Raw genomic sequence first — 24593 nt, forward strand, 5'->3', positions numbered from 1 at the left:
CAGGTCGTAGGATTGTTGTCATCCCGCTGCTTGTTAGCGGGATCTAGAGATACCGCGAATGAATCGCGGTATGACGGTTCGCGGCGGTATGACGATAACCTCGTCATCCCGCTACGTGTTAGCGGGATCTCTTGTTAGCGGCTGAGATACCGCGAATGAATCGCGGTATGACGGTTCGTGGCGGCGTGACGATAAGCTCGTCATCCCGCTGCTTGTTAGCGGGATCTCTTGTTAGCGGCTGAGATACCGCGAATGAATCGCGGTATGACGGTTCGTGGCGGCGTGACGATAAGGTTTATACCTTGTCATCCCAGTGCGTGACACTGGGATCTAGCCTTTATTATGCAGCCACTTGGTTGAAATTAAGTCTTCTGGATCCCAGTGTCAGCTACTCGGATGACACCATTCTTTTTTCTGGATCCAAGTAGTCTGGGCACTGGGATGACACCATAGGGGCGCTGCCATTATAGAGTGAACCAGTGTCACGCACTGGGATGACACCCTGACAATCGTCATCCCGCTACGTGTTAGCGGGATCTATGTTAAGAGATACCGCGGCGGTATGACGTATAGAAACTAAAAAAGTTCTTTTTTAAAAAACTTAAGTTATACTTATAAGTATTTGATACTTTTTATAGTGATTATGTCGAGTTTAAGCTGCCTTTATGGTGATAATGCAGAATTTGTGGAAGAAATGTATAGCCGTTATTTGCAGGGTGATAAATCAATCGGGGAGGATTGGTATAAAATTTTTTCAAGCAATTTAGAAGTTAATAAAGCGGAGACCTGCGGTGCACAACATGTAACTAAGGTGGATGATTCAGTTTCTAGTTTAGCAAATTTTTTCAGATCTTACGGTCATTTTTTTGCGGATCTTAATCCGTTATCACCCAATGTGAATAAGGAAGTAGATTATCAGAAATATTCGAATCTATATCCGGCAAGTGACGCTGGAATCTATAGAGATATTTACTGCAAGAACATCGGTTTTGAATTTATGCATATCTCCTCTTATGAGGAGAGGATGTGGCTGCAGGAAAAGATCGAAAATCAAACCTATACGCTGAGTTCACAAGATAAAAAGGAAATACTGAGGCACTTAATTGAATCTGAGATGTTCGAGCAATTTCTCCATATGAAATTTCCTGGATATAAACGTTTTTCTATCGAAGGTGGGGAATCAGCTATCGTTGCAATTGAAAAAATCATTAGTGATTCTACGGTTTTTGGTATTGAAGAAATAGTCCTTGGCATGGCTCACCGCGGACGACTCAATGTTCTAACCAAAGTTATGGGCAAAGAATATGCGGCAATGCTATCTGAATTTCAAGGCAATCTTGCATATCCAGGTGGTCTTGAGGTGTCCGGTGATGTTAAATATCACCTTGGTTACTCTTCTGATCAAACACTTGCCAGTGGTAAGAAAATACATTTAAGTTTATGCCCTAATCCATCTCACCTTGAAGCGGTAAATCCGGTTTTGGCTGGAAGAATAAGAGCAAAACAGAATATAAGATCTGTGCTTGGCATATCAATTCATGGTGATGCGGCTTTCATCGGCCAAGGAGTGGTTGCTGAAACTCTAACCTTAAGCAATATTGAAGGTTATAAGGTAGATGGCATTGTGCACATTGTTATTAATAACCAAGTTGGTTTTACTGCTAATCCGTGTTGTGCGCGATCCTCTTTTTACTGTACTGATGTAGCAAAATCAATAGAAGCTCCAGTGTTTCACGTTAATGGAGATAACCCAGAAGCTGTGAGTTTTGCTACAAGTCTGGCGATGGAATATAGGCAGAAATTTAAAAAGGACGTAGTGATTGACATAATATGTTACCGCAAATATGGCCATAATGAAGGTGATGAACCGAATTTCACTCAGCCACTTATGTATAAGGCGATATCAAAGCATAAAACTCCTGGAACATTGTATGAAGAAAAATTGACTGCAGAGAAAGTATTAGATGGCGATGAAGTAAATAAATTGCGCAGTGAATTCAGGGCAAAATTAGATAAAAGTCTTGCTGAATCAGCGGCTTACACTCCAAAAAAAGCTGACTGGTTCGGTGGAGTGTGGTCAAAATTAAGAAGAGCAAAGCTGAACGATTTGAGCGAATACTACACGGATTCTGGTGTTCCGCCAGATGAGTTGAAAAAATTAGGTGTGCATATAAATAGCAATATCCCAAGTAACTTTAACATTAACAATAAGGTTAGAAAAATACTCGATGGCAGAATAGACAGCATAAATTTTGGTAGTAATATAGACTGGGCAACTGCCGAAAGTCTTGCGTTTGCATCACTGCTTACAGAAGGAATAGGAGTGCGTTTATCAGGACAAGACTCTGGTCGTGGGACTTTCTCGCACCGTCATTCAAGGCTTGTTGATCAGGTAACAGAAGAAGCGTTTATTCCGCTAAACAATATAAATGAAAAGCAAGCTCACTTTGAGGTCATAGATAGCGCACTATCTGAGTATGCTGTAATGGGCTTTGAATATGGATATAGCCTTGATTCCCCGTATTCACTGGTGCTCTGGGAAGGACAATTTGGTGATTTTGCAAATGGTGCACAAATTATGATCGACCAGTTTATCGCATCTGCAGAAACAAAGTGGTTGCGATCAAGCGGTCTAGTTTTATTGCTGCCTCATGGTTATGAAGGACAGGGACCTGAGCATAGCTCCGCACGTATAGAGAGATTTTTGCAACTCTGCGCAGAGGATAATATGCAGGTAGTTAATTGTTCCACTCCGGCGAATTACTTCCATGTCTTACGCAGACAAATGCATAGAGACTTTCGTAAGCCTCTGGTAGTGTTTACACCTAAATCACTATTGCGTCATAAAAGAGCAGTTTCTAACCTATCTGACTTTGAAGGAAAATTCCTCACGGTAATCCCAGAATATAGAACAGATTTGGTTCTAAATGATAAAATACGTAAAGTTGTAATATGCAGTGGTAAAGTTTACTACGACATAATTGAAGTATGTGAAGCACAAAAAATAAACGATATAGCAGTAATACGTTTGGAGCAATTCTATCCGTTTCCGGCCGATAAACTAAGCAGTGAACTTGAGAAATACGAGAACGCTGAAATTGTATGGTGTCAAGAAGAACCAAAAAATATGGGAGGATGGTTTTTTGTCAACCCATTGATAGAAGAAGTGTTATCTAATCTCGATATCCAAGCAAAAAGACCTAAGTGTATCGCAAGACCTGCTGCTGCATCTCCTGCATGTGGTTATGTTAGTGTTCACACTCAGCAGCAGGAGGAGATTTTAAAGCAGGTTATGCAGGGGATCTAGCACAATTGTGCAAATATTGAAGCGAAAGCTGGCAAGCGAACATTGTTCATCAGATCTTGACGCTGGGCACTGCAGCCAGGCGCAATAGAAAACGCATTACACCAATAAAGCCCTTTTGGTACTCAAGCAAATATAAAAGATTTTTATTCTATTAAAAAAAATTTAATTTTTATTAAAATTTTCATTTATTTTTATTTAAAAAGTAAACATTATTAATATTTACTTTAATTAATATAGGATATATATGAATACAAAAATATTTGAGATGTTAATAAGGAGAACTGGTCTACGCAGAGATAGCAAAGCTGAGATCATACAGTTAAATAGAAATGAAAAAGCTTTTGTAGATGAGGATAAAGAATCTATCGAATTAGCTGAGGCCATTTTTGAAGAGAATAATATGTTTCATTTCCGCAAACCAGGTCCTGCTATGGATTACATTTTGCACAAATTAATAAATGATAGGAAGCTTTTCGAGGAAATGAAAGATAGAGGTACAAGTATAATACGTCTTTTTTCTTTGTTATCAATGTATCATGGTCGTCTCAATTGCTGTGTTATAAGAAAAGGAGGGTGTATTACTGAGTGTGGCATACTTGATTACGCTGGCACCTATCCAGAACTAGTGCCTTTAGAGGACTTTATACTTATTGAGCCTTCCTCGTACCTCGAGTACATTGTGTTTGACAATGAGAATATCAGAAATAGGTTAGCTGAAGACTTAACTGAAGATAAAACAAAATTAGATATCTTTTTGAATGGAATTTTAGCAACAAAGAATTCGGATTTAGTATTATCTTGTATTAACAAGATAGAGGTTCTTAATGAGGGAGATAGATATTTTGTTAATCTCTTACAGAAAAACGGCATGCTAGACTACATCTTAAACAAAGATGATACAACACTTGCAAAATCAACTCTAAAGGAGTTGTTGAAGCTTTCTATTTTGCAGGAAGAAAAAAGCACTGAGTTAGAATCTCCCCAAGCTTCAAGTGTAAATGTTAGCAAAGCTCAGCAACATTGTAGTATATAGCTGGTGATAAAGTTTAAAATAATTGCATATACTGAGGCTCATTTAGGTATAGAGCCTCAGTGGTGCTTAATTTTTCAATTTATGGTAGACTAGTAGCCCTACTATGATGTGGATCTATGCTCGCTTATAACTAAAATTTCACTTCCACCAAGGGGATATTATTCCAGCTATTGCTTCCATAGTCATCAATAGAAGCGTTTAAGTAATCTGTATCAAAGCGCACGGGCACATCAAATTCGAAGCTCGCAGTGATTATTGCATCTTTTACTGGCGGTTTCATGAATGTTATTTCTCCCGTTGAATAATTTACTGAATATTCACTCTCTTCTTTACCATTTAAATAAATCTTTACTGTCCCATGTACTGGCTTTTTGATCATACGTATATGCTTATCTTCCCCACTTACATAAGTTTTGATTAGCTGAAAAGTCGTTTTTTTGTTATCTCCTATACCAATCTCTTGGTTGATGGCTATAAAATCTGACCAATCCTTAAAACGAAACCCTATTGCTTTACCTTTTCGTGCATGAAAAAATGTTATTAGTTCTAGTAGCTGCTCGTTTGATCTGACCCCGTAAGCTATGTTGTATCTAGTGCGTGCATGAGACCAATTGATGTTGCGCTGTTCACAACCATTGTGAGTTGTTACAACGTCAGTGGAAAATTCCGGTCCTCCAGTGGAACCATAAGATATATTTTCTGGAAATCTAATTTCTGTGAATGACATATACCCTCCTGTAGAAATAAAGTTGAGTTGATGTAGATAAAGTAGGAAAAATCTTAAACTTTTGAAATTGCTTTATTAATAAGATCGTGCATTTTTAATCCTGTTTCTTCTAGAAAAGTAAGGGTACTATTTTCTTCTAACTCACTCTTCAGTTCGTTAATGTTCTTATGACTCTGCGTTAATTGATATACACAAACACATGCAACGACTAAAGCAATTCCAGCAAGGAATGCTAAAGGAATTGATTGAGTAAAAGCAGCAGCTATAGCAGATGGTGTGAATACTATAGCAGCTATCACAGCAACTGTGCCATAAATAGCCTCTTTCCTGTAACTATTGATTAATTTTTTTTGTACTCCTTTTTGTTGTGTTTTTTGTTCTTGCTGATGAGAGGAAGGGATTTTTTTATCTGTGTAAATTTGTAAAACCGGCGCACTAGTGTTGGTATTAATTATTTCTTGTTGTACTTTTTGCTCTGATTGATTAGAAGTAGGAATTTCTCTATCCGTATAAACAGTTGCACTAGCGCTGGCATTAATTCCTTCTTGTCGTGTTTTTTGCTCTAGTTGATGAGAAAAAGGGATTTCTTTATCCGTATAAACAGTCGCACTAGTACTGATATTAATTATTTCTTGTTGTACTTCTTTCTCTGATTGATCAGAAGTAGGAACTCTTTTACCTGTGCCAAGAATTGCTTCACTAGAAACTTGTTGATCTTCTTTTATATCTTCAGAAATTCCACTAAGGAGTGGTACAAAATGTTGCATGTAATTCACTACTCCTACAGTTTTTTTACTATTATCTATCTTTAATTGATCAAGATTCACACCTTGTATAAAAACTTCTAGATCATCATCATGTGCTGTAATTTTAGTTACTGTAACTTTTTGACTATCTTCCTCTATTGAATAAATATCAAGCTCCACTTCATACTTATCACATATCATTCTCCCTTCAATCCCTGGGCGACCCCATATAGGTAGGCTAGCTTCTGTAGCCATACTTCTAATATCTTTTAAATATCTATCAAAAGATGCAATATTGTCTGGTATAATATTGTTCTGGTTATCTTTCATTACATTTCCATTTGAACCTATCATAGGTACAGCATATCCTTCAGCAATATTTTTTGTTATTTCATCAAAAACCCATCGTGAGTCCTTTTTGTTTTCAGCATAATCTGCACAATCTTTTCTTAATGATTTTGCGGTAAAACGATGACCAGGTTTTAACTCATTCAACCCTTGAGCCACGGAGTCAAAAAAGCAATCCCCTGTCTTTAGAGCAGCCCCTATCTTTAGTTTTTTAGAATAAGCACTCTTTAAATTATGCAATAAATTACTTGATTTTTTCTTTTCTTTGATTTGTCGAAAAAGAGCAATTGGTTCTCTTGTATAATTAGGTTCTTTCATATTGTAACTCCAGAATGGTAATTATATATTGAGTTTAACACTTTTTAATGGATTAGTCAATCTTTGCAGGCTGAGGTTATGCTTGACTATAGGCATCACCTGCTTTTCTTGAGCTACTGTGTCACTTCTACGTGCCGTTACTTATCACACCCACAGTTACTATACTCAGGTTCATTTGAGTTGTCAAGCAAAAAAAATAAAATTTTATGGCAAACTGTAACTAGCCTTGCTTGTGACTTAATTCATCTACTTTTTTGCGTAATACATTCAAATCAGTTGCTCCTACAAACAGGCTATCTCCAATTATTAAAAAAGGTGTACCACCTACTCCCAAATCTCTTACTAGAAGCCTACTGTTGTTTATCATTTGCTCAATTTTGTCCGCGTTATCTTTTATGGAATCATTAAAATCGTCCTCATCAATCCCTATGTTTTTCACTATATCCAATATGCTTTCGTCTGAAAATTCTCCTTTGTGACTTAAAGCAGCATGGTGAAAATCGAAATATTTTTCTTTATCGAGAAAATAGACAGCTAAAGCACTTTTTGCTGCCTTTAAAGAAGCGTTACCAAGTATTGGAGCATCCCTAAAGATATACTTAATTTTGCCGTCGTTAATTAACTGCTTTATATCATTCTTTATAGCTTTGCAATGTCCACAAGAATAGTCAAGGAAGCCTACAGCTATAACACTACTATTTTCATTTCCGGAGTAAGGATAAGTAAGGTCAAATATTTGATCCTTGTATTGTGAAATTTTACTTTTGGTTACATTATCTCGAGCAGCGTAACTACTTTTAATCGACTCCTCTTTGAGAGTTTTTACGATCTTATCAAAATTTCTGCTTATATAATTATCTAATTTCTCACCTATATAATCATCGTTTAGCATTTGGCTGCGATTTGAAAGCCAATTGTTTATTATCGGCAAGCTTGCTATTGCTATTATTAAAATTAATAAAAACGATATTCTAGACATACAATTTATTTAAAAACCTACAACATAAAACTTTTAGTACACATTTATCTGTATATTAAAAGAAGCATCTAATGTTAATATATAAAAACATTTGTATCAAGTGTATTTTATAACCAGTTTTGCCTCAAATGCAAACTTTACACAATGAAACTCAAGCACATTACTGAAAAGCTCATCAGAAGGCTTAGTAGCAGAGGCGCGCGGAGCGTAGATTTAAGTTGTTTCCGCTGTGTATAATTTTCCGCGGAATAAACATATGAACGAGCCAATAATTGGTAGAGAAAAAGAAATAGCTATTCTACAAGACAAACTTCTTTCTCAATCAGCCGAATTTATTGCTGTTTATGGTCGGCGTCGTGTAAATGTTGTATTATCTGCATTTTATCAGCATAATATAGAAGTAATGTAATGCAGATATTATGCCGATGCCAAATTATACGATTACTTCTAAAATTGCTAGTTGTCTTATAAGGATTGAAGCAGCAAAAGAAAAAGTGTTACATTTGCCACTCACTGTATCAATGCTTTTGTCTCTTCGTGAAACTGCACGGCTTTATACCACACACTATTCTACTATGATTGAAGGAAATCGACTTGAACCTAAACAGATTGAAGAGGTTTTAAGTGGTAAAAGCCACTTTCCAAAATATAGGAGAGATGAAAATGAGGTTAAAGGATATTATGCAGCTTTAACTCAAGTTGAACAATGGGCAGCAAGGAGAATACCCATTACTGAGAAAGCTGTTCAAACACTACATGCTCTAGTAATAGCAAGTGGAAAATCTAAAATAAAATCAACACCTTATCGTGATGGTCAAAATGTTATCCGCGATAGTCTTACACGTGCAATAATTTATATGCCACCTGAAGCAAAGGATGTACCAAAGCTCATGAGCAGTATGATTGATTGGATTCGTAACAGTGAGCAAGTGCCTTGCCCAATTATTGCAGGTATTGCGCATTATCAATTTGTAACAATTCACCCTTACTATGACGGTAATGGTCGTACTGCAAGATTGTTGACTACATTAATTTTACACCTTGGTGGGTATGACCTAAAAGGACTTTATTCATTGGAAGAATATTATGCTAAGAATCTAGGAGCGTATTATGAAGCAATCAGTATAGGTCCATCGCACAACTATTACATGGGACGAGCTGAAGCAGATATTACTAAGTGGGTGGAGTATTTCGTAGGAGGTATGGCAAATTCATTTGAGAACGTTTTACAACGTATAAATAAAGAAGAATACCACGCTGATCAGACTGATCTTATACGTAAGCTTGATCCTAAACAGCGTAGGGCTCTTGAGCTCTTCCAGGAGTTTTCCGCTATTACAGCTAGTCAGGTTGGCGAACTATTTAATTTTAAGCCTCGTACCAGTGCGCAACTTTGTAAAAAGTGGGTGGAAATGGGGTTTATCAAGATTGTAGATTTTTCCAATAGAGGAAGGAAATACAAACTTAGTAAGCAATATGAAGATTTGATCTCAAATTAACTGAAAGCTCGCTAGACAGTGCATAGATCAAATTTCAATAAAGTGCTTGAAAACTAGATATAAACTTAAAATTTTAAAAACTGGAATATGTACAACAACTTACGCGACTTCATCAAAGCCTTAGAAGAAAAAAAAGATCTGATTAGGATTAAGGAGGAAGTTTCAACAGTTCTTGAAATGACAGAAATTCACCGTAGGGTTTTGTCAAACAAAGGGCCAGCGATCATTTTTGAAAATGTTGTCACAGAAAACGGCAAAAATTCGATTCCAGTTTTAGTGAATTTATTCGGTACTATTGAAAGAATTGCCTTGGGACTGAACATAAATCCTGGTGAGCTAAGAGATCTTGGTAAACTTTTAGCATTTTTGCAATCACCTGAGCCGCCAAAAAACTTTAAGGATGCTATAAAAATGTTTCCTTTGTTGAAAGTCGTGTTATCGATGCGAAGTAAAGTCGTGAGCAAGGCTCCATGTCAAGAGGTAGTGCTAACCGGAGATGAAGTGGACCTAAGTCTACTGCCCATTCAAACATGCTGGCCAAATGAACCTGCACCACTTATCACCTGGCCGATTGTGGTGACAAAAGGACCTACGAAAGACAAACAAGATAATTTCAATCTTGGAATATATCGTATGCAGGTCATAGATAAAAAAACAACTCTAATGCGTTGGCTTGCGCATCGTGGAGGAGCAGGTCACCATAAACGATGGAAAGAGAAGGAACAAAATATGAAATTTCCTGCTGCTGCTGTGATCGGTAGTGATCCTGCAACGATTATTGCTGCGGTAACTCCAGTGCCAGAAACATTGTCAGAATACCAATTTGCTGGGTTGCTGCGCAAAAAACCGCTTGAACTTGTAAATTGTAAGACTGTTCCACTTCAAGTACCAGCTCACGCGGAAATCGTTCTGGAAGGCTATGTGAGTTTGGATAGCTATCAAGACGAAGGGCCATACGGAGACCACACCGGCTACTATAATTCTGTTGAGCAATTTCCTGAATTTAATATTACTGCAATTACTATGCGTAAAAATCCAATTTATCTTAGCACTTTCACTGGCAAGCCACCTGATGAACCATCGATTCTTGGTGAAGCACTCAATGAAATTTTTGTGCCCATTCTTATCAATCAATTTCCAGAGATAGTGGACTTTTATCTGCCACCGGAAGGTTGCTCATATAGAATAGCGGTAGTGTCGATAAAAAAATCCTATCCAGGGCAGGCAAAAAGAATTGTTATGGGCATACTTTCCTTTCTAAAGCAATTTTTATACACGAAGTTTATTATCGTTGTTGATGATGATATAAATGTACGTGATTGGAAGGAAGTGATGTGGGCAATGTCAACAAGGATGGACCCTGTGCGTGATACAATCATGATAGAAAATGCACCTATTGATTATTTAGACTTTGCTTCCCCTGAAAGTGGACTTGGAGGTAAGATGGGATTTGATGCGACAAATAAAATCCCGCCTGAAACCAAACGAGAGTGGGGAAAGAAAATTGAGATGAGTGAGGAAATAGTAAGGAAAGTCGCGGAGAAGTGGGAGGAATATATGGACTAGACTTCTTGCATAAAAGCAGAAAAAAGTTTGGCGTTTTTTATAATGCCGCATTAACTGATAATTGTGCGTCACAGTGCCCTTTTTTTGTCATCCTATAGCTATACCGCCGCGGTATCTCTTAGCCGCTAACAAGTAGTGGGATGACGAGCTTATCGTCATCCTGCCGCGAACCGTCATACCGCGATTCATTCGCGGTATCTCAGCCGCTAACAAGCAGCGGGATACTTAGGGATGACGGTTGTTGTTGAGCTGTAAATATTAAGAAATTTACCAAATGAAAAAAAAGGCAAAAGAAGCCCTGGGGTTATTATCCGCTTTAAAATATTGGCGTTTTTTATGTTTTAAACGCTTGACAAGCGAGATTCAGCCGCTTTTAATTGCAACTAACTTACGCTGCAAATGTTTAAGAAATTTACTAAGCAGAAAAAAAGACAAAGAATCCCCGAGTTAGCTAGTCTTTTACTATCTCTGTCGAGTATTGGCATTTTTTGATGTCTTGTAACGCTTTATAAGCGCGTTCAGCTTATTTAGATAAAAACCTAGATGTAGATGAAGTTTTGTAAAGACATACAGTATCTATATACTGCAAAAAATTGAACATAAGACGCCGATACATTAAGTAATCCTTACCTTTTAATCTGCAGATTGGCGAAAGCAAATACAATAGCTTCAGTTTCATGATAAGAGGGCTGGCGGAGTTTGTCAAGCAAGTTTTTTTGTTTCTGCGGGCTACCTGAGTCTATTGATTTCATTAGAGCCGAAACTCTTGAGACCTAGGTGATAATTCTATCTAAAAGAATGCCGAAAAAGAGCAGCAACCCTACGTAGGAGTTATTTTTAAATATGGACATGCATTGACTGGGATCGTCAGGATTGAAATTTTTGTATTGGCGGTGAAATATGAACCCTACAGCAAGTAGAGCAATATAAAAAATGTTATTTAATGATGATAAGATACCAGCATATAGCCACGTCATAAGAGATATTAAATAAAATCTTTTCAACCAAGATTTTGTTGTATCACCAAAATATAATGCGGTAGATTTCATCCCGAGTTTTTCATCATCTTTTTTATCTTGATGGGCGTATATGGTGTCATAGCTAAGTGTCCAAAAGACGCATCCTATATAAAACAGCAAGGATTCTATACTGATCTGGTTTGTTATTGCTGCTGAGCCCATGAGCGATCCCATATTGAAGGTAAACCCTAAGAACAATTGTGGCCACCAAACATACCGCTTTAATAAAGGGTAAGTAGCTATCATACACATTGAGATTATTCCAAGTATAAGTGTAGTTTTATTAGTTAATAATAAGATTACCAGGGCAATAGACAGTAACAGTGAAAGTAAAGCCAAAGCCTGCTTTATGTTTAATGCACCACTTGCAAGTGGCCTATATTTTGTTCGTTCAACGTGCGCATCTATTTTTCTATCGAAGATATCATTGATTATGCACCCTGCGGGTCTCATTAAAAATGCACCTATAGTAAACAAAACAAGGAGAAAAAGAGCCTGATATGATAGAGAAGTTGAGGCTAAAAGAATACCGCTCAAACTGGGAAATAGCACAAGCCACAAACCTGTTAAACTGTGCAACCTCATTAATGAAAAGTAATGGTTGAAATACATTAATTAAGTGTGATTATGTAATATTTTGCTTACATTAACAAAATTATCGAACGCTAAATCAGGCTTGAAAACTAACTCAGGTATAAATCGCAAATCAACATAACACAATATAGATTTACGTATTGACCATGCAGACTGGTTCATTTCATTAACAACAGTGTTAATATCACAATTATTCTCAGAAGGATCTCCAGTGCGTCTTTTTTCTGGATCTAAGTAGTCAGCTACTTGAATATTCAATGAAGATAACACAATATATACATCTGCTTTTTTCAAATCTTTACTTAATTTTACGTCAGATACCGCTACATTTTTATTGAACACCTTACCTTCCATTAGAATTCTTGATATTGCTCTATGCAATACCGATGCTATCTTTAGGTTTCTAATTTCCTTTTTCATATCCAGCTACTATAACACCCTTTCTTCTTGCACTAATTGATAAGCTTCCAAAATATCTCCAACTTTAATATCGACATTACCCTCTAGTGATACTCCGCATTCAAAGTTTACACCTACTTCTTTAACATCATCTTTAAATCTACGTAGTGCTTTTAACTTTCCTTCATGCACCAATTTGCCACCACGCATTACCTTAATTAAAGAATCTTTTCTTATGACTCCATCACTTACGTAACATCCAATGATATTACCAGCTTTAGATACGTTAAATATTTGCCTCACAGATGCAAAGCCAACACGAACCTCTCGTGTAACAGGCTTTAACATTTTAGTTAAATACATTCTCATGTCGTCAATGAGCTCGTATATTATGTTATAAGTATGTATTTCTATACCTTTTTGTTTTGCCAAGTCCCTTATTTTTGAGTCCACTTTTACATTAAAAGCTAAAATTACTGCACTTGATGCTTCTGCAAGCAGCACATCTGAATCTGTTATCCCTCCTACTGCTTTGTGTAGGATATTTAATTTCACTTGATCTTTACCGAGTTTATCAATTGAACTTGATATTGCTTCAATAGAACCAGTTACATCGCACTTTAAAACTACAGATAGTTCTTCTATTTCACTGTTATTACGGCTGAATATATCTAAATCATCCTCATCTAAATTTTCTTCTTTTTTCTTGATTAACTCTAACCTATGTTCAATAATTTCACGTGCCTGCTTTTCAGAATTTACAACAACAAATTTATCTCCAGCATTTGGTACACCATTTAGACCAGTAATTTCAATTGGAGCAGAGGGTAGTGCTGCTTTTTCTCTTTGACCAAGGTGATTAACCATACTACGTACTTTACTGTATGTTGTACCAACTACCAATATATCACCAACCTTTAACGTTCCTTCCTCAACTATCAATGTAGCTGATATTCCTTTCGCTTTATCTATTTTGGATTCTATTACCCATCCAAGTGCTCGACAATCTTCTATTGCTTCTAGCTTCATTAATTCAGCGATTAACAAAATCGTCTCTTCTAGTTTATCTAAATTAGTTTTCTTTTTTGCTGATACTGGCACAATCATAACATCACCACCAAGCTCTTCAGGAATGAGATCATATTGAGGTAAGCTACTCATTACTTTCTCCACATCACCAGGCTCAGATTTATCAATTTTATTAATAGCAACTATAATAGAAACATTTGCTGCTTTTGCATGATTTATTGCTTCAACTGTTTGTTTCATGATTCCATCGTCAGCTGCAACTACTATTACAACTATATTAGTAATATTGGCACCACGTGCACGCATCGCAGTGAACGCTTCATGTCCTGGTGTATCAATAAAGGTAATTTTTTGCTTATCTTTTGTCGTTATTTGATAAGCACCTATGTGTTGAGTTATGCCACCTGACTCTCTTTCTGCAACATTAGATTCACGAAATGCATCGAGCAATGAGGTTTTACCATGATCGACGTGTCCCATAAAAGTGACGATTGGTGGTTTAGGTTTTTTAGGCAGGCTTTCTCTGCCTTCTATAAAAAATAAATCCTTTTCTTTGTTGGCATCGCTCACTCGTTTGGCCGTATGATTAAATTTTTTCACTATTTCACATGCTATATCTGGATCCACCAGATCATCTACTCTATAACTCTCACCAACTTCTTCTTTGAACATTTTTAGCACACTCTTGCTATCTTCTGCCATACGAATAGATAACTCCCTGATAGTTATTTTGTCTGGTACAATAACTTCTCTTGATATATTTTTACCCTTAGTAAACTTTGACTTTCTACCTCTTATACCAAACCTTTGCTTAAATACAGGGGGTTGTTCAGTTTTTTCATCTATTGCCTGTGCAATTACCAGTTTAGAATGCTTAGAATATATATCTTTATTGACCTTAAAGGACTTTTTATCGTCGTCCTCATAGTTAATACTATCTTCTTTTGGTTCAACTAAGTGGGTATTACTTAAAACTTGCTTATTTATTTCCTTAGATAAAGCGTCCGCTTCATTTTTCTCATCAATCTCTTTATTGTTGTCTTCTTTTGCTGTTTTCTCTTTTTCTTCTCTCTGATTTCTTTCTTTCAGCAAAGCAGCATTCTGCACAGCATTAATGCGAAAAATTTGTTCTTTCTCTGTTAAAGAACCTAATTTACTCTCGTCAAATAAATTATGTTCTTCTGCATCATGAGATTTTTTTCTTCTTTTTTTTACTACTGTAGCTCCAGTACTTGGGCTAGCTGAAGAGTTTAAATTGAGGTCTAATTTAAGCTTGCTTAAACCTTGGAGCGTTAATTTTTTATCACTGATATCTTCATTATTCATATTATTTTATTATATTAATCCAAGCTTTTTACGTGCTTCTATGATTATTGAATCTACTGTATCTTTTAGATCTTCTTTGCTATCGGATGAGGAAGAGAGTATGCTGCAAAACTCATAACTTGATAAATCTGCTATGTCCTCTAAAGTCTTAATATCATGCTTACTAAGAGCAATTTTATTGTCTATTGATAAAGTTAAATTGATTACATCATCCTCCATACCTAAACTTTTTAGCTCTTCTATTTTTCTATCATTTTCTGCTTTCAGGTACTTATTTGCTCTATTGTGAAGTTCGTTTGCAATATCTTCATTAAAGCCCTCTATTGAAGCAAGCTCTTTAATTGAAGCGCTAGATATGTCTTCTACACTTGAAAAACCTTCTGTTACCAATAGCTGACCCATAATCTCTTCTAAGTTTAAAGCTTCAGCAAATAAAGCTGAACATTGACTAAGTTCTTTACTTCGCCTTTCTGATTCTTGCTGAGTGCTTAATATCTCAATTTTCCATCCAACAAGCTCTGAAGCTAATCTTACATTCTGGCCCTTTTTTCCTATCGCTAAACTCAATTGATCTTCAGCAACTATTAACTCTATGCAATTTTCATTTTCATCAATAATAACCTTCGATACTTCTGCAGGAGTAATGGCTTTAATAACAAATTGACCCAAATCTGAGGAGTAATTTATAACGTCAATTTTTTCACCATTTAATTCGTGTATAATAGTTTTTATTCTATCTCCCTTAACTCCAACACAAGCACCTACTGGATCAATGTTCTTGTCGGGAGAGAAAACGGCAACCTTAGACCTTGAACCAGCATCTCTAGCTATACCTTTAATTGTCACTAATCCGTCAGCAATTTCTGGTATTTCTTGATTTAATAATGCCTCCAAAAAGCCTTCATGAGTCCTAGAAAGAATAATTTGACGTCCATCATCAGAGCGCTTAACAGTCTGTATGTAAGCTTTAACCTTATCACCTTCACGAAATGATTCACCACCAGTTAAATTTCGCAATGGAAGATATGCCCTAGTGCCATTTATGTCTATAATAAGATCTGAATATTCTACTTGTTTAACAATACCATACCTTATTTCTCCCACCTTATCTTTAAATTCCTCATATTGCTTTTTTGACTCTTCATCTTTAATTATTTGAGCAATCTTTTGCTGGGCAATTCTTGCTGAAGCAAGATCAGTGTTAAGAGAGAGTAATTCACTAACAGTATCTCCAACTTTTGCATCTCCTTTTATTAATTTAGCTTGTGTAAGCGTAATTGATTCACACTCGGTATTCTCTTTTTCATTTGATTCATCATCAATAACTTTTAGTTTTCTATATGAAGTAACTTTGCCTGTGTTTCTATCTATATCAACTACAATTTTACTTTTGCTACCATATTTTTGATGAGCCACTGCTTCTATAGCACTTTCTAGTGCCTTTATTACAACATCAAAATCTAAACCTTTTTGAAGTGAAAGCTCTCCTGCTGTTTTTATTACATCAAGGCTTCCAACTATGTTATTCTTGTTACTTTTCTGCTTAACACTGCTTTTACGATTAGCAATCATAATAAATAAATCCAATGTAATTAGTTATAATTATAGCTCCAACGGGCAAAGAACACTATCTTAAATGTTAAATGATTGCTAATTTAAGTCAAGTTTTTTCATGTTTTTGTATAACAAGCAACGCAGGAGTAAAGAATAAAGTTAAAACCGTTGCAGCCAATATTCCACTTGCTATGGTTGTTGAAATGTCAACCCACCACTGGCTTGATGGAGCATCATATGTGATTTGTAGCGTAAAAAAATTGATATTTAACCTGGTAATCATCGGTATTAAACCAAGAACTGTGGTTGCAACGGTAAGCAATATTGGCCTAACGCGAGAAATTGCAGCGTTTATTACACATCGCTTGATGTCATTTTTGTGTACCTTAATTTGGTGATGAAAGGCATCAAGCAATAGTATGTTATTATTTACTATAATTCCCGCCAAAGCAATTATCCCCACTCCACACATAACAACTACGAAAACTTGTTGGATAAGAAAGAAAACAAAAAACACACATGTTGTGGATAAAAACACTGCTGTCATTACGATAAATGTATGGTATACATTATTAAACTGTGTCACTAATACCAATATCATTAGTGTAATCGCTAATATAAAAGCCTTTAACAAAAATGCTCCTGATTTTTGTTGATCTTCTTTGTCGCCTTTAAAATCAATTTTTACTCCCTTGTCCCAATCCTGGGCAATAGAATTCTGAATGAACTTTACTCTTTCATCAACAAGATAGCCAGTATCAACGTCAGCAGAGATTGTCACTGTGCGTAATCCATCAATCCTGTTTAGTTTGTTTACCTTTTTTTCGGGAGCATATTTTACTATATTGCTCATAGGATACGGGCCATTAACTGTATTGATAAAAAGATTGTCTATAGTCTTCATGTTGCGATCCTTTCCAGGGAAACGGAGTACAATATCGATTTCTTCATCCGTGTTATTTGGTCTATATTTTCCAATCAACACTCCATTTGTAACCATCTTTATAAAATCGCCAATGGTTGCAACACTTACTTCAGAGCTTGTAGCCTTATTCTTATCAACACTCATATTCCACTCTATTTCAGGTGCTGATCTGCTATCTTGAATATTTATAAACCCGGATGAAGGTTGGTTCATAATTTCTAGAATTTTCTCTGCTGCTAAATTCAAACTGGATGCACTCCCGCTGAGGTTGATTTGTATTGGCTTGTCAGCCGACGGTCCTGGCTTTTCCTCTTGAACATTAATTATTATTCCTTTCATGTCTTGCACACTGCTCCTTATATCATTTAGTATGTGCTTAGCTTTGCGCCTGAAGCGCCAATCCATAAGTTCTAGTTGTATTCTGGCGATAACGTTGTCTGAAAATGCTCCTGATCTAGCATAAGAAACATGAATTTCTTTTTCAATGCTCAAAATGCGTTCTTCCACTTCTTTGAGTATCAGATCTCGTTCTTTGGCTGATAAGCTTTCTTTTGCTTTAACACTGATTAAAATATTATCTGAATCCACTTTCGGAAAAAACTTTACTCCAGGACCAAAAGTAAAGTACAGCACACTAAATGAAAACAAAACGAATACAGTAGCACATACGAATTTTTTAGGATGATCCAAAACCTTCTCTAGCATGCGTACGTAAGCTCTTATTATAGGCCCAGCATTTTTTATTTCACCACTTTCTATAGCACTCATTTTTTTTATTTCTTTTTTTGAAGTTATCGAAGGCTTACCAAATATTGCACCAAGTGTTGGTATAAAAACCAAAGCCATAATGAGCGATCCAGTCAAAGTTAGGATTATTGTAATTGGTATGTACTGCATGAATTTACCAACAGTATCAGGCCAGAATAATAGAGGAAAAAACACTGCTAATTTAGTTAACGTTGATGATAGAACCGGATAAAACATATCACGAACTGAAGTGTAAAAAGCTTCTACTTTGTCCATTCCGCAGATCATCTTTCTATCGGCATATTCGCTGATCACAATTGCATCATCAACCAGCATGCCAACAGCCATAATTAAACTGAAGAGCACAACGATATTTAAGGTTATACCCATAAAGTAAAGAGCTATTATCCCAATGAGAAAGGAACCGGGTATCGAGAGTGCCACAAGAATAGCAATCCTTGTTCCCATAGAAAGCATCATTATGATCAATATTAACAACACAGCAAATATTATGCCGTTTTCCAAGTCATCAAGCACATCGCGGACGTTTTTTGACTGGTCGTTTAAGTACACCACTTTTAAATTTTCAGGTAATTGATCTTTTGCCTTATCCATTAAGTATTTTACTTGATTTACTGTGTCTATTATGTTTTTTCCGTTACGTTTTGAAATTTCTAGCATGACACTAGGTAATCCATTAATGCGAGCAAATCCTTGGTGATCCTCAAACCTAGGGTATACTTTTGCTATATCTTTGATTCTCAAAACTGCATCGCCTTGAGATCTAATAGGAATATTCATAATATCTTCTATATCTTTTAATAACCCTGATATTTTAATCGAATATTTACCGGTATCATTTTCCAGTGACCCAGCTCCCACTAGTCTGTTATTGCTTGATATAGCTTGGAATATTTCGTTTGATTGAATGTTATATTTTGTTAGAACTGTGGGCTCAACTATCACTTCCACTGTTTCTTTACGCATACCTGCCACTTCAACTTTGAGAACATTTGGCAGAGATTCTATTTCTTTCTTTAGCTTGCGTGCTATTTCAGTTAAGGCTCTTTCTGGCAAATTACCAATTAAGCCGACATTGAGTATCGGAAATAAGCTCAAGTTTATTTCATTGATTATCGGAGATTCCGCTTCAACAGGTAACTTCGATTTTATGTTTGAAAGCTTTGAACGAACATTATCGAGCACTTCTTTATTATCATACTCTGTTCCAAATTCGAGTATCATGTGAGCACCATCATTAGTTGCAAAAGCTCTCAATTCTCTTACACCTTCGATGGATCTTAGTTCATTTTCTATAGGAAGCACTAATAGCTTTTCACTATCTTGAGCAGAAATCCCAGGAAGTCCAACAAACAGGCTGATTATAGGAATCTGTATATCAGGATTGCTTTCCCTTGGCATTTTTACATAAACGTATGAACCGAAGATAAAAATTACTATAAGTAATAATACCACCGCCCTGTTTCGCTCTATGAGTAAGCTCTGCATGTTGAATGTTAGCTGAATATGTGTGTTTGTACAATATTATAGTCGAGATACATTGCATATTAATTAATCCTTGTGTAGCTTTAAAACTTTATGCAAATAATTAAAATTTTCGCAAAATTGCAAGTATAAGAAAATTCCTGTATAATAATTCTAGAACAGTATTTGAGAGGTTATTATGGTGGCAATTCTAAATATAACAAAAGGCAAAAATAAAGTTATTGTGTCTGGATTAGCTGGAGCTTTATCAGCTTTAATATTTTTAACAGCAATCCACATTGCCGCAAAGATAGCCATTATCGTTTCTGCTGCTGCAGTTACTTACTTATTACTTTCGCTGATTCATAAAATAAGAACTAAAAAAGAACAGCCTGAAATTACTGGTGTTTCAGGAGAGAAAGTTTCAGAAGATGAAGGGTATAGCAGTGTTGATGAAGGTGAAGAAAAAGATACCGCAAAAGAACCAGAAAGAACTGAAACTGAGTTAGAAGAAGAAATAATAAGGAAAAGAGCACAAGAACGCATGGAGAAAGGATCACTTGGTGGTCCTATAAATGCGTTTGGCGAACCAATTCATGTGACTATAGATGCTGAAAATAGTAATCCTGTTGATTATACAAAAACTATGGTAGTGCCTGAGGAAATTATTCTTAGCATGCTAAATGATAAAACTCTTACACAAAATAACTCTAGCTCTATAAAGAATCAGATGAAACCTCTTCCTGAGCACATGGATGTGCCTGGTAATCCACTTCCTGGGCAAGTGTTAAGCAATCTAGAGCTTGAATCTAAAAGCATGCAGAAACTATCTGCTTTAGACTTGCTATTACAGTGCAAAAATGTAGATAATGATGTAAAAAAAATGCTAAAACAGCCAATTACCCAAAAGGGGTTTAACGGATTAGGATTTGATAGATAGTTGTTATATTAACCTCTCCATCTCATATTGAGGATCAGATGCAATGCCGTAGACCCTATTTGGCGGAGCAATTTTGTTCTCTATACCAAAAACCATACCTTCAATTATTGCTGTGAGTACTTTTTCAAGGTCACAATCTGCTCCGGGAACGCGGTGCTCTAGGCGGCATCTTTTGAAATCGTTGCCAAAATAGGGAATTCTTATCGCAGCAGTTCTGTTATTTACTCCCCAACTAATCGTAGTTGGAGTGTGAATATCCGGATACTGAAATCTTAAATATGAATCATCATTTGGAGCAAAAAACAACATATGTTTTTTCATCATTGCACATAATCCACCAATACTATGAATCAGATAGTCACTGTACTTTTGCTCATTGATATAAAATAAGTTACCGTTATTTGAATTCACGAGATTAACATGCACATTTAATGCACTGCCTGCTCTATCCAAATAAGGCTTTGCTTTAAAAGAAACATTCCCACCTAGTTTTTGTGCTGTTTCAGTAAGTGATTGTTTTGCTAACTCAAAATGCTTAATTAAATTGTAGGAGTTCGTATAACAACCACTTTTTATCTCATACTGATGTGTAGAATTCTCCTTCTCGCAAGAAAATTCAAGAGATGCTATTTTATTTTTGATGCTATTCAGAAATAAGTATTCTTTTTCTATTCCTTCAATGTAAAACTCTAGTTCAATACCGAATACAGCATAACAACTCAAATTACTTAATATAATCATAAATTTGCTTCAGTAAATCTATATTAGGTTAGCTATATTTATATGAATACTTTACTTATTTGCCAGTAAATTTAACATCTTATTTATACATAATGTATTACTGTTTTTAATAGCATGCTTCTAATCCTCGATACAAGCGACATTTACAAATTTTTCATTTTTTTGAAATAAAAATGATCAATTTTAATGTTTTTATACCCTTTACAACCCATCAAAAAATCACCATAATTTTTAGTATGTATTAAGTAGTATTAGCTTTTCATTTTGCAGTAAGCTATTGATTATCTTATATTTTTCTAATTATTGCTTTTTTCTTGGTGTGGTATATGAACTTAACTAGCCCTAAGGTTTCTACTATGTTTTTTGATCAGATTATTACAGTAACGGATCACAATGTTACTTGGGAAAAAATCCAAAATTGTCTTTATAATCTTTATGGAGAAGCAACATATAATAGCTGGCTGAGTTCACTAAAATTTGTCAGTAGCAGAAATGGGGAAGTTCTTTTATCCGTGTCAACAAGGTTTATAAAAGAGTGGATTACAGTTCATTACATGAAAAAAATATTATCATTATGGCAAAGCGAAGATAAAAGTATACGTTCTATTGATATTCAAGTAATTGAGGAGAGGAATTCAAATTTTAATGTTATACTAAAAAACAGAGAGGAAAGTAATCATAATCTTGGTTCGCCGCTGGATCCAAGGTTCACCTTTGATAATTTTGTAGTGGGAAAGCCAAATGAATTAGCATTTACGGCGGCAAAGCGTGTGGCAGAATCTATAGATCCAATATTAGGCAGCAATCCTTTGTTTCTATATGGTGGAGTGGGACTTGGTAAAACACATCTAATGCATGCTATAGCTTGGCACATAGTCAATTCCCCATCAGCAAAAAGAAAAGTGGTGTATTTATCAGCAGAGAAATTCATGTACCAATATATTACAGCGCTGCGAAGCAAAGATATTATGTTATTTAAAGAGCAATTTAGATCAGTAGATGTATTGATGGTAGATGATGTGCAATTTATCAGTGGTAAAGATAGTACACAAGAAGAATTTTTTCACACTTTCAATGCATTGATAGACCAAAATAAACAATTGGTTATATCAGCTGATAGGTCTCCTAGTGATCTTGATGGAGTGGAAGAAAGAATAAAATCACGACTCGGTTGGGGGTTGGTGGCAGATATTAATGAAACAACTTTTGAATTAAGGCTTGGTATATTGCAGGCAAAAGTGGAGCAGATGAATATGTATGTTCCGAAAGATGTCCTAGAGTTTTTAGCAAGGAACATAAAATCTAATATAAGAGAATTAGAAGGAGCATTAAATAAGGTTACCCATACCTCATTAATTGGAAGAAGTATGACGGTAGAATCAGCTAGTGAAACCCTAATCGATCTTCTTAGGTCAAATCATAGGTCAGTCACAATAGAAGAAATACAAAAGAAAGTAGCTGAATTTTTCAATATAAAGGTTGCAGATATGCAATCCAATAGAAGGCTTCGCAGTCTTGCAAGGCCAAGACAAATAGCTATGTATTTTGCCAAAAAATTTACGCAAAAAAGCCTACCAGATATTGGGAGAAACTTTGGTGGCAGAGACCATGCTACTGTTATACATGCAGTAAAACAAGTAGAAAATTTTATAAAGACCGACTCAAAATTTGCTGATGAAATCAATCGATTAAAAAAAATGTTTAAGTAGCGTTTTTAAAATAGCTGATAACAAATCCTAAAATGAATCGACTATAGTTTTAATCCGTTTAAGTTTAAAATCTTCTGTTAGCTTCGCAGAATACATTTCCTTATTGTGTTGATTATAGAAGGTAAATTCGTGATCATCTAAATTTAGTATTGCAAAGCCAAAGCCAAAAAAGTTTCTAACCTCGTGTGCTAAGTAGTTTTTACCATTTAAATAGTCAAATTCTACATTTTGATAAACAGATTCTTGATCTTGAGCGTGTAATGATGCACCACCGTTTCCAACTATAATTTGGTCTGGAACATTATCCATTAATAAAATCTGGGCTATATGAATGTGGCCAGAAACTATGGTAGTAACATTGCTTGGAAATTTATCTCCAAAAGCTTCGATTTGTGTAAGATTACCATGGCTTTTTAATGTCAAAAATTCTTTTTTTGGAGATCTCCAAAGCGGTTTATGAGTTAAAAACCACATGGGCTTGTCAGAACTATTTTGTATCAATTTATCAAATTGCCTCTCAAAAGCATCAATTGTGCTTTGGGTTGTAAAAATATCCTCACCGGATGAAGAGTCGAAGATAAAAAATTTCATCGGTCCAGCATCTAAGGACCAACTAGAAACGAAGTTTCCACATCTTTCAGACGAAAAGGGGTATGAATCTAGATACCTGAACCATCCTTCATAAGCTCTATCACAACTCTCATGGTTTCCACGAACAAAAAGGAAAGGGGATTGTGATAAAATATCCTTTGCAGGCTCAAACCAATCAGCGTACCAAACTTCTTTATTATATCCATAAATATCGCCACACTTTTTTGTATTTCTACATTTTGTTTGTCTATAATGATAATCACCAACATGGATAATTAAATCTGGTTTATGAAGGGCGATTGAATCTAAATTTTTTTTTAAAGGCCAGCTATCTACCGAATTACATTCCTGCTGAAATAACATATTTATTCTACAGCCCGTGTCACCAATGAAAGCAATTTTATTAACCTTTTTTGGTAATATAGGAACCCGTAGATCCTCAATACTAATGTTTTTGGCACTTGTTTGTACTGTCAGTTCACAAACTGTTTCGTTATGATCACCATTGTTAATTGAGCTGCGATTCAGCATTTCTGTTTCCTCGCCATCAACATAAACAATGGGACACATGTCATTGTCCGTAATTGCGCGTATGCTTAGTTTATTTTCTGGGATAACTTGAGACCATGTGTATAATATTTGTGCATGGACGAAATGAAAGCTAGTTATAAGAGAGAGAGCTAAAAAAATAAAGATATTAGCTATATTCATTTGTATAAAAACCTAAGTTAAAAATTAGTAGTAAGGTTATCTTAAATGATTAAAATTTATAATCACAAAATTCATAATCAAATTATACAAACAATTTCTAAATTATTCTAGTATCAGATTGACACTCTAGATGAAAAATTCTAAAATGATTAAGTAATTTAAAATAATTATATAAAAACTAGAATATAGTGCGGCCGTGGTGGAATTGGTAGACACGCAGCGTTGAGGTCGCTGTGGCTCATAAGGCCTTGGAAGTTCAAGTCTTCTCGGCCGCACCAGTTTTTATCGCTGTTTAATATG

The 24593-nt window shown here is 35.6% G+C and carries 18 protein-coding genes and 1 tRNA gene; 8 read left to right on the top strand and 11 right to left on the bottom strand.

Annotated elements, in window-relative coordinates; translation table 11 throughout:
• Nucleotides 1-384: 384 nt before the first annotated feature.
• A complete protein-coding gene (locus tag INQ25_RS06560) occupies nucleotides 385-516 on the bottom strand; it encodes a hypothetical protein (protein ID WP_255322263.1) in 132 nt (43 codons plus the stop codon).
• 127 nt (nucleotides 517-643) lie between these two features.
• Between INQ25_RS06560 and INQ25_RS00005 the strand changes: the two genes are divergently transcribed.
• Together INQ25_RS00005 and INQ25_RS00010 are read left to right on the top strand one after the other, a co-directional pair.
• A complete protein-coding gene (locus tag INQ25_RS00005) occupies nucleotides 644-3307 on the top strand; it encodes a 2-oxoglutarate dehydrogenase E1 component (RefSeq protein ID WP_213862729.1) in 2664 nt (887 codons plus the stop codon).
• Between the two features lie 244 nt (nucleotides 3308-3551).
• The gene (locus INQ25_RS00010; RefSeq protein ID WP_006279249.1) at nucleotides 3552-4340 is read left to right on the top strand and encodes a GTPase Era family protein; all 789 of its coding nucleotides are present in this window, start codon (nucleotides 3552-3554) and stop codon (nucleotides 4338-4340) included.
• Nucleotides 4341-4470: 130 nt separating this feature from the next.
• Here INQ25_RS00010 and INQ25_RS00015 read toward each other — a convergent pair whose 3' ends face one another.
• The 3 genes from INQ25_RS00015 to INQ25_RS00025 form a co-directional block, all read right to left on the bottom strand.
• The gene (locus INQ25_RS00015; protein ID WP_138265061.1) at nucleotides 4471-5067 is read right to left on the bottom strand and encodes a TIGR02217 family protein; all 597 of its coding nucleotides are present in this window, start codon (nucleotides 5065-5067) and stop codon (nucleotides 4471-4473) included.
• Between the two features lie 53 nt (nucleotides 5068-5120).
• Nucleotides 5121-6479, bottom strand: a complete 1359-nt coding sequence (locus INQ25_RS00020; protein ID WP_246484029.1) for an OTU domain-containing protein — start codon at nucleotides 6477-6479, stop codon at nucleotides 5121-5123.
• Between the two features lie 220 nt (nucleotides 6480-6699).
• The gene (locus INQ25_RS00025; RefSeq protein ID WP_010963174.1) at nucleotides 6700-7458 is read right to left on the bottom strand and encodes a DsbA family protein; all 759 of its coding nucleotides are present in this window, start codon (nucleotides 7456-7458) and stop codon (nucleotides 6700-6702) included.
• Nucleotides 7459-7714: 256 nt separating this feature from the next.
• Here INQ25_RS00025 and INQ25_RS00030 point away from each other — a divergent pair, with 256 nt between their 5' ends.
• From INQ25_RS00030 to INQ25_RS00040, 3 genes are all read left to right on the top strand, one after another.
• Nucleotides 7715-7867, top strand: coding sequence for a hypothetical protein (locus INQ25_RS00030; protein ID WP_010081826.1), 153 nt, complete (start codon nucleotides 7715-7717; stop codon nucleotides 7865-7867).
• 10 nt (nucleotides 7868-7877) lie between these two features.
• Nucleotides 7878-8957: a Fic family protein gene (locus INQ25_RS00035; protein ID WP_213862730.1), complete on the top strand. Its 1080-nt coding sequence runs from the start codon at nucleotides 7878-7880 to the stop codon at nucleotides 8955-8957.
• Nucleotides 8958-9044: 87 nt separating this feature from the next.
• Nucleotides 9045-10523: a UbiD family decarboxylase gene (locus INQ25_RS00040; RefSeq protein WP_213862731.1), complete on the top strand. Its 1479-nt coding sequence runs from the start codon at nucleotides 9045-9047 to the stop codon at nucleotides 10521-10523.
• A gap of 773 nt (nucleotides 10524-11296) precedes the next feature.
• Here INQ25_RS00040 and ubiA read toward each other — a convergent pair.
• From ubiA to INQ25_RS00065, 5 genes are all read right to left on the bottom strand, one after another.
• Nucleotides 11297-12154: a 4-hydroxybenzoate octaprenyltransferase gene (ubiA, locus tag INQ25_RS00045; RefSeq protein WP_182366339.1), complete on the bottom strand. Its 858-nt coding sequence runs from the start codon at nucleotides 12152-12154 to the stop codon at nucleotides 11297-11299.
• Nucleotides 12155-12157: 3 nt separating this feature from the next.
• On the bottom strand, nucleotides 12158-12556 hold the full coding sequence (locus INQ25_RS00050; protein ID WP_038249615.1) for a ribosome-binding factor A: 399 nt from the start codon (nucleotides 12554-12556) through the stop codon (nucleotides 12158-12160).
• A gap of 9 nt (nucleotides 12557-12565) precedes the next feature.
• On the bottom strand, nucleotides 12566-14890 hold the full coding sequence (gene infB / locus INQ25_RS00055; RefSeq protein WP_213862732.1) for a translation initiation factor IF-2: 2325 nt from the start codon (nucleotides 14888-14890) through the stop codon (nucleotides 12566-12568).
• Between the two features lie 9 nt (nucleotides 14891-14899).
• Nucleotides 14900-16462: a transcription termination factor NusA gene (gene nusA, locus INQ25_RS00060; protein WP_015589511.1), complete on the bottom strand. Its 1563-nt coding sequence runs from the start codon at nucleotides 16460-16462 to the stop codon at nucleotides 14900-14902.
• A gap of 88 nt (nucleotides 16463-16550) precedes the next feature.
• Entirely contained in the window at nucleotides 16551-19625 is a 3075-nt protein-coding gene (locus INQ25_RS00065; RefSeq protein ID WP_213862733.1) for an efflux RND transporter permease subunit, read from the bottom strand.
• A gap of 175 nt (nucleotides 19626-19800) precedes the next feature.
• On the opposite strand from INQ25_RS00065, the gene INQ25_RS00070 reads away from it, so the two are divergent.
• Nucleotides 19801-20541, top strand: a complete 741-nt coding sequence (locus INQ25_RS00070) for a hypothetical protein (RefSeq protein ID WP_213862734.1) — start codon at nucleotides 19801-19803, stop codon at nucleotides 20539-20541.
• Nucleotides 20542-20544: 3 nt separating this feature from the next.
• Here INQ25_RS00070 and INQ25_RS00075 read toward each other — a convergent pair whose 3' ends face one another.
• Nucleotides 20545-21282, bottom strand: a complete 738-nt coding sequence (locus INQ25_RS00075; RefSeq protein WP_006280263.1) for a type I glutamate--ammonia ligase — start codon at nucleotides 21280-21282, stop codon at nucleotides 20545-20547.
• 326 nt (nucleotides 21283-21608) lie between these two features.
• Here INQ25_RS00075 and dnaA point away from each other — a divergent pair, with 326 nt between their 5' ends.
• Nucleotides 21609-22991, top strand: coding sequence for a chromosomal replication initiator protein DnaA (gene dnaA, locus INQ25_RS00080; RefSeq protein WP_010962298.1), 1383 nt, complete (start codon nucleotides 21609-21611; stop codon nucleotides 22989-22991).
• A gap of 27 nt (nucleotides 22992-23018) precedes the next feature.
• Here the strand turns inward: dnaA and INQ25_RS00085 are convergent, their stop codons facing one another.
• A complete protein-coding gene (locus INQ25_RS00085; RefSeq protein ID WP_213862735.1) occupies nucleotides 23019-24293 on the bottom strand; it encodes a metallophosphoesterase family protein in 1275 nt (424 codons plus the stop codon).
• Nucleotides 24294-24483: 190 nt separating this feature from the next.
• Here INQ25_RS00085 and INQ25_RS00090 point away from each other — a divergent pair.
• Nucleotides 24484-24571 (top strand) — tRNA-Leu (locus INQ25_RS00090).
• Nucleotides 24572-24593 lie beyond the last annotated feature (22 nt).

Source organism: Wolbachia endosymbiont of Rhagoletis cerasi, assembly GCF_018454475.1.
Classification (GTDB): Bacteria; Pseudomonadota; Alphaproteobacteria; order Rickettsiales; family Anaplasmataceae; genus Wolbachia; species Wolbachia pipientis.